This is a genomic window from Chryseobacterium sp. POE27 (assembly GCF_039727685.1).
GTDB lineage: Bacteria > Bacteroidota > Bacteroidia > Flavobacteriales > Weeksellaceae > Chryseobacterium.
Genome location: NZ_CP152475.1, coordinates 1,493,401 through 1,508,606, shown reverse-complemented (window position 1 = coordinate 1,508,606; position 15,206 = coordinate 1,493,401). Strand labels below are relative to the sequence as shown.

Annotated in this window: 14 protein-coding genes and 1 pseudogene; 9 read left to right on the top strand and 6 right to left on the bottom strand. The window is 36.4% G+C overall.

The annotated features are described in order from the left end of the window. Nucleotides 1–13: 13 nt before the first annotated feature. Together AAHI02_RS06990 and AAHI02_RS06985 are read left to right on the top strand one after the other, a co-directional pair. Nucleotides 14–1,384, top strand: a complete 1,371-nt coding sequence (locus AAHI02_RS06990) for a peptidylprolyl isomerase (RefSeq protein WP_346986086.1) — start codon at nucleotides 14–16, stop codon at nucleotides 1,382–1,384. A gap of 125 nt (nucleotides 1,385–1,509) precedes the next feature. Beyond that, nucleotides 1,510–2,454, top strand: coding sequence for a nitronate monooxygenase (locus tag AAHI02_RS06985; protein WP_346986085.1), 945 nt, complete (start codon nucleotides 1,510–1,512; stop codon nucleotides 2,452–2,454). Between the two features lie 276 nt (nucleotides 2,455–2,730). Here the strand turns inward: AAHI02_RS06985 and AAHI02_RS06980 are convergent, their stop codons facing one another. Then, nucleotides 2,731–3,030, bottom strand: a complete 300-nt coding sequence (locus AAHI02_RS06980; RefSeq protein ID WP_346986084.1) for a rhodanese-like domain-containing protein — start codon at nucleotides 3,028–3,030, stop codon at nucleotides 2,731–2,733. A 123-nt stretch (nucleotides 3,031–3,153) separates the two neighbouring features. Between AAHI02_RS06980 and queG the strand changes: the two are divergent. The 7 genes and pseudogenes from queG (at nucleotide 3,154) to AAHI02_RS06945 (ending at nucleotide 8,902) form a co-directional block, all read left to right on the top strand. Continuing rightward, nucleotides 3,154–4,099: pseudogene (gene queG, locus AAHI02_RS06975) on the top strand (tRNA epoxyqueuosine(34) reductase QueG). Nucleotides 4,100–4,444: 345 nt separating this feature from the next. After that, nucleotides 4,445–5,122, top strand: coding sequence for a TIGR02117 family protein (locus tag AAHI02_RS06970; protein WP_346986083.1), 678 nt, complete (start codon nucleotides 4,445–4,447; stop codon nucleotides 5,120–5,122). Nucleotides 5,123–5,199: 77 nt separating this feature from the next. Then, the gene (locus AAHI02_RS06965) at nucleotides 5,200–5,325 is read left to right on the top strand and encodes a hypothetical protein (protein ID WP_346986082.1); all 126 of its coding nucleotides are present in this window, start codon (nucleotides 5,200–5,202) and stop codon (nucleotides 5,323–5,325) included. 209 nt (nucleotides 5,326–5,534) lie between these two features. Next, on the top strand, nucleotides 5,535–6,284 hold the full coding sequence (locus AAHI02_RS06960) for a T9SS type A sorting domain-containing protein (protein WP_346986081.1): 750 nt from the start codon (nucleotides 5,535–5,537) through the stop codon (nucleotides 6,282–6,284). Between the two features lie 93 nt (nucleotides 6,285–6,377). Continuing rightward, complete coding sequence (locus AAHI02_RS06955; RefSeq protein ID WP_346986080.1) at nucleotides 6,378–6,842, top strand: SRPBCC family protein; 465 nt, start codon at nucleotides 6,378–6,380, stop codon at nucleotides 6,840–6,842. A 2-nt stretch (nucleotides 6,843–6,844) separates the two neighbouring features. Continuing rightward, complete coding sequence (locus tag AAHI02_RS06950; protein ID WP_346986079.1) at nucleotides 6,845–8,149, top strand: deoxyribodipyrimidine photo-lyase; 1,305 nt, start codon at nucleotides 6,845–6,847, stop codon at nucleotides 8,147–8,149. A gap of 57 nt (nucleotides 8,150–8,206) precedes the next feature. Further along, complete coding sequence (locus tag AAHI02_RS06945; RefSeq protein WP_346986078.1) at nucleotides 8,207–8,902, top strand: VIT family protein; 696 nt, start codon at nucleotides 8,207–8,209, stop codon at nucleotides 8,900–8,902. Between the two features lie 33 nt (nucleotides 8,903–8,935). On the opposite strand, the gene AAHI02_RS06940 is transcribed toward AAHI02_RS06945, so the two are convergent. From AAHI02_RS06940 to AAHI02_RS06920, 5 genes are all read right to left on the bottom strand, one after another. Next, entirely contained in the window at nucleotides 8,936–9,436 is a 501-nt protein-coding gene (locus AAHI02_RS06940) for a hypothetical protein (RefSeq protein ID WP_346986077.1), read from the bottom strand. Nucleotides 9,437–9,722: 286 nt separating this feature from the next. Continuing rightward, nucleotides 9,723–9,917, bottom strand: coding sequence for a cold-shock protein (locus AAHI02_RS06935; RefSeq protein ID WP_042721939.1), 195 nt, complete (start codon nucleotides 9,915–9,917; stop codon nucleotides 9,723–9,725). Between the two features lie 253 nt (nucleotides 9,918–10,170). Continuing rightward, entirely contained in the window at nucleotides 10,171–11,232 is a 1,062-nt protein-coding gene (locus tag AAHI02_RS06930; RefSeq protein WP_346986076.1) for a ketoacyl-ACP synthase III, read from the bottom strand. 223 nt (nucleotides 11,233–11,455) lie between these two features. Then, a complete protein-coding gene (locus AAHI02_RS06925) occupies nucleotides 11,456–12,664 on the bottom strand; it encodes a TolC family protein (RefSeq protein ID WP_346986075.1) in 1,209 nt (402 codons plus the stop codon). A 163-nt stretch (nucleotides 12,665–12,827) separates the two neighbouring features. Then, nucleotides 12,828–15,173, bottom strand: coding sequence for an FtsX-like permease family protein (locus AAHI02_RS06920; RefSeq protein WP_346986074.1), 2,346 nt, complete (start codon nucleotides 15,171–15,173; stop codon nucleotides 12,828–12,830). Nucleotides 15,174–15,206 lie beyond the last annotated feature (33 nt).

Genomic DNA, 15,206 nt, shown 5'->3' with positions numbered 1-15,206 from the left:
TTAAAATAGTAAAATGATAAATAAACTTAAGATCACTTTTCTTTTTGGAATTTTCATCATGTTGTTCGGTGCAAATACAATGAATGCGCAGTTGAAACAGGGAGATTTAGTGGATGGTATTTCTGCTGTAATTGGTGATGAAATTGTTTTGGAATCTGATGTGAACGAACAGATGAATTACGCAAAACAGCAGGGAGCTTCTAATATAGATAAGTGTGAGTTTCTGGAAAACCTTCTCAACAACAAACTTCTCGTTTACGAAGCAAAAAAAGATACATTAATTGATAATCGTTCTGCGGCAATCAAGGAGCAGGCCAATGCAAAATATCAGCAGTTGCTTTCCCAGTTTCCGGATGAAAAAACCATGTTGGCTGCCTATAAGTTCAGAAACGGATACGAAATGAAAAATGCGATTGAAAAAATCGATACGGATCAATATTACGGACAGGCAAAATATCAGAGAATCACTGAGAAGGCAGATGTTACTCCTAACGAGGTAACCGATTTCTACAATATGTACAAAACTCAGCTTCCTGAAGTGAAAGATGAGGTTTCATTGTCGCAGATCATGATGTTTCCTAAACTTACGGAAGCGCATAAAGAGGATCTGATCAACCGACTGAAAAAAATAAAGAAAGATATCGAAGGAGGAGAAAGCTTCGAAAGCCAGGCTAGAATTTATTCTGAAGATCCGGGGTCAGCATCAAACGGAGGTCTGATGAAAAATATTTCTAAAGGCCAGATGGTAAAACCTTTTGAAGCAGCAGCTCTGAATCTTCAGGAAGGTGAAATTTCCGATCCGATAGAATCCGAATTCGGATATCATATCATCCAGCTGGTAAAAAAATCAGGGAAAATCTATGATGCAAGACATATTCTTTTAATGGCAACGCCTACCGATGATGAAATAAAAACGGCAAAAGTGAAATTAGACAGTATCAGAGGATTGATTATCGACGGTAAAATAAGTTTTAAAGATGCCGCTTTTAAATTTTCTGATGATAAAAGAACAAAATTCAACGCAGGGGTAATTGCTGGTGCAGACGGTTCCAGTAAAATAGAAAGGGAAACTGTTCCGGGAACGATCAGCTATGAATTGGCAGGTCTTAATAAAGGCGATATTACCAATGCTTTTGATGATAAAGATGAAAGAGAGAGAAAGGTTGTAAAGATCATTAAAATGGAAGACGTAATCCCTGCACACAAGATTACACTGGAAACTGATTACGACAGAATCAAGCAATTGGCACTCAACAAAACAAGAAATGAAATGCTGGAAAAGTTTGTAAATTCAAAACTTCCGACAACATTTATTTCGATTGACAGCCGCTATGACAACTGCGCTTTCAAAGGAAGATGGAAGAAAGATTCAATGAAAAAATAATACACGACCTTCAGATTTTTCTGAAGGTTTTTTTTGTTTAAAACTTATATAAAATCCCAGGTTTTAGTATTTTTACCATATGAGCAATTTTATAGATTTTAATTCAGCAAAAAAAGCTTCACGAAATGCAATCCCAGCAAAATAAAATTACGGAACTATTTACTATACAATATCCAATCATTCAAGGTGGGATGATTTGGCATTCCGGATGGAAATTAGCTTCAGCGGTTTCCAACTGCGGTGGTCTGGGGCTGATCGGAGCGGGAAGTATGTATCCTGATGTTTTAAGAGAAAATATTCAAAAGTGTAAACAAGCCACTGATAAACCTTTTGGGGTGAATGTTCCGATGCTTTACCCGAATATTGATGAGATCATACAGATCATTTTAGAGGAAGGTGTGAAGATTGTTTTTACCTCGGCAGGCAATCCTAAAACGTACACCGAAACTCTTCAGAAAGAAGGATTAAAGGTGGCGCACGTTGTTTCATCTACAAAATTTGCCATGAAATGTGAAGATGCCGGAGTGGACGCTATTGTAGCTGAAGGCTTCGAAGCAGGAGGTCACAACGGACGAGATGAAACCACAACGTTCTGCCTTATTCCCAATGTAAAAAAACATATTTCAAAACCATTGATCGCAGCAGGAGGGATTGCCTTAGGGGCCCAGATAAAAGCTGCCATGATCCTTGGGGCCGACGGTGTACAGATCGGTTCGCGTTTTGCCGCTACGACAGAGGCGAGTGCGCATGACAACTGGAAGAAAAAAATAACGGAACTTCAGGAAGGGGATACTCATCTTACTTTGAAAGAGCTTGCCCCCGTAAGAATGGTGAAAAATAAATTTTTCAATGAACTGGAAGAGATTTATAATATAGGAAGAAATAAAGAGTCGCTTATTGCTTCTTTAGGGCGCGCAAGAGCTAAACGCGGAATGTTTGAAGGTGACATGGAAGAGGGCGAACTGGAAATCGGACAGGTTTCGGCATTGATTGATGAAGTACTTCCCGTAAAAACAGTTTTTAACAATTTATTACAAGAATTTGAGGCGGCAAAAATACCTTCATTTTGATATTGATAAAGTCAAAGGGTCTTATTCTGAGCAAAAAGGCTCAACGTTTATCCTAAAAGGTTCAATGACGAAGTAAAACGGTTCGTGATCCGAGCAAAATGGTTAGAAATTTAAGCAAAATGGTTAATAATTTGAGCAAAAAGATTCGGTGATGGTGCAAAAAGCTTCGTGATCCGAGTAAAATGGTCGGTGATCTGAGTGAAATGCTCAAAATTAGATCTGGAAATGCTTATAAGGAAGAAGATTTATCGTCACATTTACATAAAAAAAGGGAACTTAAAAAGTTCCCTGATTTGCTTCTATAGCCTGCTTCAGTTCTGCCCAGCCACCGCCGTTGTACCCTTCTTTCAGACCTTGTGCGTTAAGATATTCCAAAGCTTTTCCGCTTCTGTTTCCGCTTCTACAGAAAATGATCACTGGTTTTTCGATAGAAAGAACCTCATCTTGTCTGTCTTCCACTTCACCTAAAGGAATATTTTTAGCACCGTCTATACTTCCGTCCATCTCAAGCTCCAATGGCTCCCGAACGTCAATTAATTCATAATTTCCTGATTTTAAAACTTCTGATAAAGACATAATTGTATTAATATTTTAGAGTTAATTTTTTGAAAATAAATTATTGTAGAATGTTATACAGCAATTCAATCCCAAAGCTCAAACAAATTTATAAAATAATCTTAGTTTTGCAATGTAAAAATCATGAATTCAAACGCGGAAAAATATTCACAGTTGATAAAAGCCAGGGCAAAAAGTTTTGGCTTTCAAAGCTGTGGTATTTCCAGAGCTGATTTTTTGGAAGAAGATGCAAAACCATTGGAAGAATGGCTGAAGAATAATTTTCATGGGGAAATGACGTATATGGAAAATCATTTTGATAAAAGACTGGATCCCAGATTGCTGGTAGAAGGTTCAAAATCGGTGATTTCCCTTTCTTACAATTATTTTCCTGAAGAAAAGATTTCAACGCTGGACAACTTTAAAATCTCCAAATATGCTTACGCTGAAGATTATCATGAAGTGATAAAAGAGATTCTGAGAGACATGGTCTCGGGGTTGCAGGAAGAGATCGGCGAATTCGGATTTCGGGTTTTTTGTAGATTCTGCACCTGTTTTGGAAAGAAGCTGGGCGAGAAAATCAGGGATTGGATGGGTCGGTAAAAATGCCAATCTGATTACGAAACAGAATGGTTCATTTTATTTTCTGGCGGAGATCATCTGCGATCTTGAATTGATTCCCGATCATGAAGCAACAGATCATTGCGGAACATGCCGAAAATGTATCGATGCATGCCCGACAAGTGCTATTGTTTCTGAAAAGCTGATCGATGGGAGTAAATGCATTTCTTACGCAACAATAGAGCTGAAAAATGATATTCCCGATTATTTTAAAGATAAAATGGATGACTGGATGTTCGGATGTGATGTTTGCCAGGATGTCTGCCCATGGAACAGGTTTTCTGCACCCCATCACCAAAGTAAATTCAAACCTAATGAAGCACTGAAAAATTTTAAAAAAGGAGAGTGGAAAGAGCTTACTCAGGAGTTATTTTCAGAGATATTCAGAAAATCCCCCGTGAAAAGAACGAAGTTTGCAGGGTTGAAAAGGAATATTGAATTTATTGAAAAGAGGTCAGATAAACTCTGATTTTTTTTGGGGATAAAATCCTGTCTGGAACTTTTCAATTTCCAAAATAAAAAGGATAAACAGCCATTCCTTAAATTTAATATTTAAAGAGGTAAAAGATTTTAAAAGGTAAAGGTCAAAAAAAAAAAGACTTTCAGGAGATTATATCTCACCAAAAATCAACGTTTTTTCTGTACTCTTTTTGGAGCCACTTTTACTCTTATTTTAAATCTTTTGTTTGATTTGGAGTTTTTCTGCATATTTGTGAACATTTTGTACTTAAATTTAAATAAAAATTAGTTTAAAACAAATACTTTTGAGAAAATTAATATTAAATTTTTATTAACTAAATTTAAAGAAAAGGCTGTGAAAAAAATGCTGTTTATCATTCTTAAAACTTTGGGTATTATTGTAGGAATTGTTGTGCTTTATGTTGCTTTGGGATATCTGCTTCCTTTTATTGAAGTTTCGGCGAAAGATGACGGCCAAAAGAAAGAAATTCCGGTTTATATCTACACCAATGGGGTGCATACGGACATTGTGATGCCTGTGAAAAATGACCTTCACGACTGGAGCGCTGAAGTTCCGTTTTCTAATACAAGATCTCAAAAGACTGACTACCAATATGTCGGGATTGGCTGGGGCGATAAAGGGTTCTATCTTGATACGCCTACGTGGGCAGATCTTAAATTCTCAACCGCTTTCAAAGCAGCCTTTTGGCTTAGTGAATCTGCTATGCATTGTACATACTATGAAACGATGAAGGAAGGTGACGACTGTAAAATGATCATGATCAGTAGAAATCAGTATAAAAAACTGGTAGAATTTGTAGAAAATAAATTTGATAAAGACCAAAACGGAAATTTTATTCTGATTCCCACAAATGCTGTCTATGGAAATAATGACGCATTTTATGATGCCAAGGGGAAATACAGTTTTCTTGATACCTGTAATACCTGGGCCAATAATGCTCTGAAGGCAGCCGGACAAAAAGCAGCACTCTGGACTCCTACAGATACCGGAATATTTCTACATTATAAATAATGCGGAGAATATTTTGTACTGATTGCTTTTCTTTCTGTGTTGATTTCCTGTAAGGAAATATAATTACTTACAATATTTTGGTACTTAATAAGAACTTTCCCTGCTGGTTCTCCGGATGGATGGGGTTGCCTGCCGTTTCAGACAAAGCAATGAAAGAAATCGGCCCAATGCTTCAGGAAACTTCAAAACCTGTTCTGATGTGATATACCAATTAAGCTTTCAATGTTTAATAGGTAAAAAATAATATTCTATCATTGTGATAATTACATGGAATTTTTACATTGAAATTTTTTAAATAATGAAAATTTAATATTTAATTTTTATTTTTGTATTCTTTTATTAATAGGGGTTTATGTAAAATAACTCTACTTTTAAGAATTAGAATTATTAATTAAAATTTAAAATTAAATCAATGAAGAAATTTCTACATTTTGCAATGGTGTGTGTTGGACTTATGTTTTCAAAAGCACAGACTTCCGTCACGGCGAGTAATTATGCTACAGGCCAGAATGCCACTTATACTTTTAATTACACCACAACACAGGCGATAGGTACAGGGACTGCTAATCCCAATGTGTTTTATTTCTCAAAACCCGGTGCGTATCCTTCTTTAACGACAGTTTCAGGAGGAAATAATCTAGATTCGCATATTACTTTTAAAGTGAATGGGGTTACTTATCCTTGTAATATAACATTTGGAAGCGTTGGCGGATCATGGAGCAGTGGCATACAGCTTTCAACAGGTGGTGCAACAACGGGAATTGCCATTCCTGCCGGTGCCCAGATACAGGTTACCGTAACGGGACTTTTGAAAAATCCTTCTACTTCAGGAACTTATAATCTGAATTGGATTACTGCCAAAGCTAATGGAGCCATAGTGGAAAGCTTCAGCTTCCCGGTTACTATTGCATCCACTCTTGCAGCTACAGAAGTTTCTGATAAAAAAGATGAAGCGAAAATTTATCCGAATCCTGCTTCTGAGTTTATAAAAGTTTCTGGTTTAAAGAAAAATGAGAAGTACACGATCTTTAGCGTTTCAGGAGAAAAGATAAGTGAAGGATTAGTTTCGGTAAATGAGCAGATCAATATCCAGCATCTTAATAAAGGATTATTTTTACTGAAGCTTGAAAACGGACAGGTAAGTAAATTTATCAAAAAATAATACACAAGGCCACTTTTTATAAAGTGGTTTTTTATTTTAATGTTGTAAAGCCTGGAATGTGGTATTTTTATTGCATTTCCAAATAAAAAAATAATGAAACACAGACTCTTTCGCGAACAGCAACTGAATTGCGACATCGATACGGCCTGGAAGTTTTTCTCTTCTGCGGGCAACCTCTCCAAAATTACTCCGGAAGATATGAATTTTGTTGTACTGACGAAATTTGAGAATGATGAAATCTATAAAGGTATGACCATTGATTATTTTGTCTCGCCACTGTTCGGAATTAAAATGAAATGGAAAACTGAGATTATACAGGTTGATTTCAGCAAGAGCTTTACCGATTTTCAGAAAAAAGGTCCTTATAAACTCTGGCATCATCATCATGAATTCATAGAAAATGAAAATGGTGTTTTGATGAAAGATACGGTTGATTATGAACTGCCATTCGGCTTTTTAGGCGATATTGCCCATAAGCTTATTGTTAAAGATAAGCTTCAGCATATTTTTGATTATCGGTTTAAAGTATTGGAGGAACGTTTCAATCAACACAAATAAGGATGCCTGAAAGTAAAGATAAAATAAATGTCTTCTGGTTTCGCAGAGATTTGCGTTTGGAGGATAATTGTGCGCTACATCACGCTTTAAAACAGGATAGGGACGTTCTGCCTGTTTTTATTTTTGATAAAGGAATTTTAAGTAAGCTGGAAGATAAATCTGATAGGAGAGTAGATTATTTTCATCAGGCTCTCAAAGAAATTCATCAGGAATTAAAAGAGAATAAAAGCGGAATCACTGTTTTTCATGAAAAACCTTTGGATGCGTTCAAAAAACTGGTTCAGCAATATGATATTGATATGGTTTTCTGCAATTCAGATTATGAGCCTGAAGCGATACAAAGAGATTTAGAGATCAAGAAATTTCTTCAGAAAAATAAGATCGGTTTTAAAAGTTTTAAAGACCAGGTAATTTTTGAAAAAGATGAAGTTTTAAAAAAAGACGGTACGCCTTATACAGTTTATACGCCTTATTCCAAAAAGTGGAAAGAGCTTCTCCACGAAAGTAAAATTGAACATTTCAGCACAAGTTTTTCAAGTCTTTTAAAATATAACCCTCCTGAATTTCCCGAACTTGAAGATATTGGATTTAAGAAAACGGATATAAAATTCATTAAACCGATTCTTAAAAAATCAATTATTGATGATTATGATAAATACAGGGATTTCCCGACTATGGATCATACGACACATTTGGGAGTTGCTTTGCGCTTTGGTACAATCTCCGTTCGCCGATGCGTCCAGTTTGCTTCAGAACATAATGAGACCTGGCTTAATGAGTTGATATGGAGGGAGTTTTTCATGCAGATTCTTTATCATTTTCCGAAAGTGGTAAAGCATTCATTCAAAGAAAAATATGAAAATATCGAATGGCGAAATAATGAAAAAGAATTTGAACTTTGGTGCAAAGGACAAACCGGTTACCCTATTGTAGATGCAGGAATGCGCCAGCTGAATGCCACAGGCTTCATGCATAACAGAGTGAGAATGATCGTGGCGAGTTTCCTGACGAAACATTTGTTGATCGACTGGCGGTGGGGAGAATCTTATTTTGCAGAAAAGCTATTGGATTATGAACTTTCATCCAACAACGGAAACTGGCAATGGGCGGCGGGATGCGGATGTGATGCGGCACCATATTTCAGGGTTTTCAATCCTTCCGAGCAGACTAAAAAATTTGACAGCGACCAAAAATATATCAAAAAATGGATTCCTGAAAAAGAGATACAAATTAAGCCAATCGTAGAACATGTTTTTGCAAGGAAAAGAGCACTTGAAGCCTACGGAAAAGCCGTAAAGGAAAAATAAAAATTGATTTTTAAGAATCTTTAAATTACTTATAGTATTTATTGCTAAATTTAAAGTATGCATTATCAGTTAGAAAAACATTACGTCAATAGAGTGGGCTGGCTGAGAGCGGCTGTTTTAGGAGCTAACGATGGGTTGCTTTCCACCACAAGTATCGTGATTGGAGTTGCAGCAGCGACTCCGGACCGTAATACGATTATTCTTGCTGCTTTGGCTGGGATGATAGCCGGAGCAATGTCCATGGCTGCAGGAGAATATGTTTCTGTGAGTTCGCAGGAAGATACCGAAAAGGCAGATCTTCTTCGCGAAAAAAAGGAATTAGAGGAAATGCCTGAAATCGAATTGCTGGAACTTGCCAAAATCTACGAAAAAAGAGGGGTAAGTAAAGAAACTGCTCTGAAAGTTGCTACCGAACTTACCGAGCATGATGCATTAGCAGCGCATGCTCATGATGAACTTGGAATTAATGAAATTACTCAGGCAAAACCTTTGCAGGCTGCTATTGCTTCTTTTGGTTCTTTCGCTTTGGGAGCATTGCTTCCGTTTGCTGTTTCATTGTTGGCACCGATTACTTCCATGGTGTATTTTCAGTATGGATTTTCCATTGTTTTTCTGATTATTTTGGGAGCTCTTTCGGCAAAAACCGGCGGCTCAAATATCGGAATGGCGATATTAAGAATAAGTTTCTGGGGAACTGTTGCTATGGGAGTTACGGCTTTGATAGGCCATCTTTTCGGGGTAAGTGTTTCTTAAAAACGATTTATCATTAAAAGATGTACAGACATTTTATTTGCGAAGACCCAATTTTTTGAGCGCATTGGCATTTAAATATATTTCATCAAAATGATTCAGTGATTCTACATCTTTGAATTTCTGAAATGCCATTTCACTTTTATTAAATGAAAGCTCGATAGATTCATCGTATGTTGTCGTGATTCTGACTACAGAATAGCCATTGTAAGCGATCCTGAAACCTTCAAAAAGACATTTTCTTTCAGCCTTCTGGTATATTTTATATTCTTCAAATGCGGTGCTGTCAATCTTGTTATCAGTTCCTTTTCTGTTATGTTCCAGTGATTTCCAGGAGGTATAATTTTTCGGCTCTTTCAGAATGTTTCCTTTTGCATCTACCGGGACAAACATTCCTAAGCTTAATGGCTTTTTAAGAAATGTAGCATAATTATTCATCAGTTTTAAGGTCTGAAGATCAGCATATCCTTCATGTGAATAATATTCTATCACGAAATCCGTCATCGGAATCAGTTTATGAGAGGAGCTGACTGGCATATTTACTATTTCTTGAGGCAAAATTATCTGTAATTAGTTTAAAAAACGAAGATAAATAAATTGTGAAAAACGATAAAATTATTTTAGCATTAATCTTTACGGTTGGCTGATAAAAAACAAACCTCTCACATTGTGAGAGGCTGATGACATATATAAATGTCTGTAAAGACAAAATATTTAGATATTTAAAAAGGATAAATACAGATCGTATAAAAGGATTTGGCTTATTGAGAAAATCTCAAATGAAGATCCGTATCTTACCTGTCAATACATTGATCGATTGGTCTTACGCCAATTTTACGTTCACAGCATTTAAGCCTTTTTCGCTTTGCTGTACCTCATAAACTACTTTGTCGTTCTCGCGGATAGATCTTGAAATCAATCCTGAAGAATGTACAAAAACGTCTCTGCTTCCGTCTGCAGGTGAGATGAATCCGAAGCCTTTTGCTTCGTTAAAAAATTTTACTGTGCCTTCTTGCATTGTAATGGTATTAAAAAAATTATTGTTAAGTCTAAAGCCTTGTGCTATGACTTATTGTTTAAAAATAAAATGACTGCTGAAAACTAATCTGAAAAAAATGCAAGCATATTCTATAGAATAGAAAAGACAGATGTCTGTTTTATGGGACAAATATACAACAAAAATAGTATAATAAATTCAATTTAAGTGATTGATTGTCAAAAATATATTTGTATATTCCGAGCCGGCGTATAAAATAAGAGTTTTGTCATTCTTAAAATTTATAAACAAGTGCATTGATATTCATTCCGGCTCCTACCGATGCGAAGAGAATAATATCGTCTTTTTTTATTGTATGCGATTCCAGTTCGTTCTTTAGAATCATGGTAAGTAAAGTAGGTATCGTTGCCACACTGCTGTTTCCTAATTTGCTGATTACCATGGGCATTATTCCGGATGGAACACTCGTGTTATACAGTTGATAGAATCTTTCCACAATAGCCTCATCCATCTTTTCATTAGCCTGATGAATAATTATTTTATTAAGATCGTTAATAGAATATCCACTATGGTCAAGGCACTTTTTCATGGCATCCGGAACATTGGAAAGGGCAAATTCATAAATTTTCCGGCCTTCCATTTTGATATATTTCGTATCCGGACAGCTTTCGTTATTATAGGATTTTCCAAAATACAGAAAATCTTTTTCGTTAAGTGTATAAGATGCCGACAAATGAGATTTTATCCCCGAATCATCAGAATTATTGGCTTCGAGAATCACTGCACCGGCCCCGTCTGCATAAATCATGCTGTCTCTGTCATGAATGTCTACTACCCTCGAAAGAGTTTCGCCACCAATAACCAGACATCTTTTTGCAATTCCTGACCGGATAAATGCATTCGCCTGTATTACTCCTTCGATCCATCCGGGGCATCCGAAAAGCACATCGTAGGCCACACAGAAGTTATTTTTGATCTTTAATAAATGTTTAACCCTGGAAGCCAGACTCGGAACCGTGTCAGACTGAATTGTTCCGAAACGCACGTCTCCAAAATTATGCGCAAATATAATATAGTCCAGCGTTTCCGGATCTATCCCGGAATCCTGTATCGCCGATTGAGCTGCAATGAAACCCAGATCCGATGTCACCTGCGAACTATTAGCATATCTTCTTTCTTCAATACCTGTGATTTTTTGTAATTTTTTTGTAATCGAGGCATTGGTATCATTCAATAATATTCCTTCTTCATTCAGGAAAACATGATTATCGAAAAATAAATTGTTGATGGTTTCTGATGGTATGTAATTTCCTACCCCTATGATTTTGCTTGTCATATCTAAAAATAGATTCTAATCTTAACTAAAATGAAATAGCTGAACAATTGTTCAGCTTGCTGACTTCCTGATTTATCATGAAGTGCATAACATAATCTGCGGATTTATCCGCTTAATTGATAAAGGTAGTTGATTAAAAATAAATAATGCTATAAAATGGTCTAAATCGTTAAAAATTAACAATTTTGTCATTTTTATAATCTTTATTCTGGTCTTTTATTATTTAGAGTTCATTTTCCAGTACCCGAAGCAGCTCAGTCTGCTGCACAACATCGTTTTTGCTGTTTATTAAATTATAATTGGCCTGCAGCCAGTTGTTTCTCACCAGGAAAAAAGTGTAGGCGTCCATCAGGCCTTCCTTATACTTTTCTTCAGATTTTTGAAAGGATAATTTTTGGTTTTCAAAATTGGCTTCCAGAAGGTTATACTTTTCCTGTGCATTCAGAAACTGTGCTTTAATGGAATTAATACTTTTCGTTAAATCATTAATGATAATATCTTTATCATAATTAGAATTGATGACATTCAGTTTGGCAATCTCCACATTGTTTTTTACCTGTAATTTATTGAAGACCGGAATATTGAGCCCGAAAGATAATTGCTGGTTTTTATTCAGCTTTATCTGTTCCGAAAAGTCGGCGGCAGGCTGCCCTAAAATTTTATTGTAAAAACTTGACCATGTATAAGCTCCGTTCAGTGTAGGCAAATATCCTGATCTTGCAATGTCTACATTTTTCTGCTGTGCCTGTATTTGTTTTAAAACCGCTTGATAGGCCGGATTTTTTTCTAAAAGATTCTGAACAAAATTACTGTCGTTAAAGTTTGAATCGATAAGGTGTTCTTCAGGCATAATAAAATCAAGAGTATCTTTTGTGATGGCCAATGCATTCAGAAGATTAATTTTGGAGAGATCTCTGAGATTTTTAGCAGAAACCAACTGTTCCTGCATCGTTCCCAGATTGGCTTTGATATCGTAGACATCACTTTTCGGGCGGTTTCCGATTTCCACTTCTTTTTCTGTACGTTTGATCTGGTCTTCGATTCCTGAGATCTGTGTTTGCAGCACCTCCAGCCAGCTTTTGCTGTTCTGATAGGTGAAAAACATCATAATAACATTCATTTTGACCTCATTCTGTGCCAGCTTCATCTTATAAACTGAGCTTTCTTTATTGATTTTAGAAAGAGAAATGGTAAGATAATTTTTCCAGTTCACCAGTTCCCAGTTGGCCTGTACGTAGATCTGGTCATACTGCGTGTTGATCGCTTCTCTCTGATTGGTATTCTGGTTGATAGACGATCCGAAGCCGTAGTTATGGCTTACCCCGGCATTCACAGAGGGAAGCAGCATTCCTTTGGCAGCAGAAATCTCTCTCTCATTTTTCCGGATATTCACTGTCGATTGTTTTATCAGGGGGGTGATTTGCAGCGGCATAATCAAGGCATTGTTTGAGTGTCCAGCTCTCCTGAGCCGGAAAAAGATTGATTAATAATATGAAGAATAGCTTTTTCATAATTAGTTGTCGATTGATAGTTGACAGTTGATGGTCTTACGGATAAATTTTTCTATTAACTAAATACCAACAACAATCAACCAATTACTCGTATTTAAGATATTTAACCAGATTGATTTTTGTGGCACGGTACGCTTTGAAACTGACTACAATAAAAGTGAGTAACAATAATAAGATAAGACTTAAAACATACGGCCAGACCGGCATATCTATTCTGTAAGCGAAATCTTTGAGCCATTCATTCATAGCATAATATCCGAACGGAATGCTGATGAAAACAGCGATCACACAAATCAGCAAAAATCTTTTGGTCAAATCCCATACAATTGTTCTTTCGTCAGCGCCCAGCGTTTTTTTGATGGCAACGTCTTTTAATTTCTGTTCTATTAATAATGATGACAAAGCAAATAATCCTAATAATGCAATAACAAGAACTACGACATTTAAAGTGGTAAAAAGCGTCTGCTGTTTTTGAAATTTCTCGAAAGTTTTCGCAAATTGCTTATCTACAAATTCAAAATCGTAAGGATAACCTGGTTCGGCTTTGGTAGTCCAGAATTCTTTGATTCGTTCCAAAGTTCCGTTGATGTCATCTCCGGAAAGTTTGATCTGAAGGTTACTCATATTATTTTTCACCCAGTTTCTATCATAATTGAAATAAACAATGGGTTCAATAAGTTGGTTCACACCGCTGTAATTGATATCCTTTACGACACCAAGAATTTTATACTTTTTCTTTCCGTCCCAGCCCGTGAAAAATTCTTTATCTAAAGCTGTTTTTGGATTATACCCCAGTTTTCCGGCAAAAGTTTCGTTAACCACAGCGCCGTTGATGGTGTCGGAAGCTTTTTTCCAATTCAGGTCGCGTCCGGAGACGAATTTTATTTTGTAAAACCTTAAAAAATTCTCGTCGATACCGCCCAGCATCGTCTGTATGCTTTTAGTGGTGTCCGTCGCTAATTTTACGATTGATGCATTAGCAGTGCCGCTTCCTATAGAATTAACAGAACCTGTGACATCCGTTACCCCGGGGATTTTCGCTAATTCAACTTTCAGCCTTTTGTATTTATTGACATTAAAGCTGTTTTCCCAGTTTGATTTTTTGAAATTAATCTGAATCGCCTGGTCGCCCTTAAAGCCCAGATCCTTATTCATCATATAGCTGACCTGGGTATGAATAATCAATGAGCAGATGATGAAAAATGAAGAAATAATCAACTGCAAAGTCAAAATTCCGTTTCTCAGCCAGACCCCATTTTTGCTTCTGGCAAAATTACCTTTCAAGGTATTGATTGGTTTGAAATTCGAAAGATAAAGTGCCGGAATCAATCCTGAAATCAATGAAAAAACAATTAGAAATAATCCTGTGTAGATGAACAGTGTAAAGTCATTCAGTCTGATTTCTTTGTTGAGGAATTTGTTGTATGAAGGCAAAAGCAGTTCTACCATTGCAAACGCAATGATGTATGCTGCCATACAAATCATAAAAGTCTCAAGCAGAAACTGTAAAACCAGTTTTGATTTTGAACTTCCCACCACTTTTCTCACACCGACTTCCTTAGCTCTTTGAGAAGACTGTGCGGTTTTAAGATTAATCAGATTAATTCCCGACAAGGATAAAATCAAAACAGATAATCCCAGCAAAATCATGATGGACTTTTTGTCTCCCTTGGAAATACCTTCACTTTTAGCATCCAGTTTCATTGTACTGATTGGCGTCAAATAAACCATTGCCGGACTTTTCTTATCAACGGTGTAGCCCCATTTTTTTGATTCAATCTCGTCCTGCTGCTGCATCTGTTTCGACAATTTATTTTCCAGGACTTTAATATCTGTACCAGATTTAAGCTTAAAAAAACCGTTATAATTAAAATTCGTCCATTTGTCTTTAGACTCTTCCAGATAGGGGTTTCTATGAAGAAAACCAGGTTTGAAAACAGTATTGCCTGCAGGAATTTTATAAATCGCAGTTACTACATAATTCTTTTCATCCGAATCAGTTTTAACCGTTTTTCCAATGGCATTGGGATAATCATCGCCGAAAAGCTGATGGGCTGTTTCCAGTGATAAGGCTATTTTTCCATCATCGGATAAAGCATTTTGGAAATTTCCTGCTACTTTCTCGAAAGCAAAAAACCTGAAAAAAGAATCTACCGTCGCCGTCCCCGAGACATAAGCCGAATTATTGCCAAAGCTGAGTTTCTGCTTTCCCCAATCGTTGAGAACCGTACAATCTTCTATCTCAGAAAATTTTTCTTTCGAGACAAATATTTCAGGATAGCTGGAGCTTGACATTATTCCAAAAGCTGCATTGCGATTTTCCACAAAATAAATATTCTCTTTATCCGGTATCCATTGCTCATAAGACTTTTCGTCCTGCCAATGGATAAATATCAATAAGAAAACACATAACCCAACACTTAATCCCAAAATATTGATGATCGTGGAAAGCCAGTTTTTTTC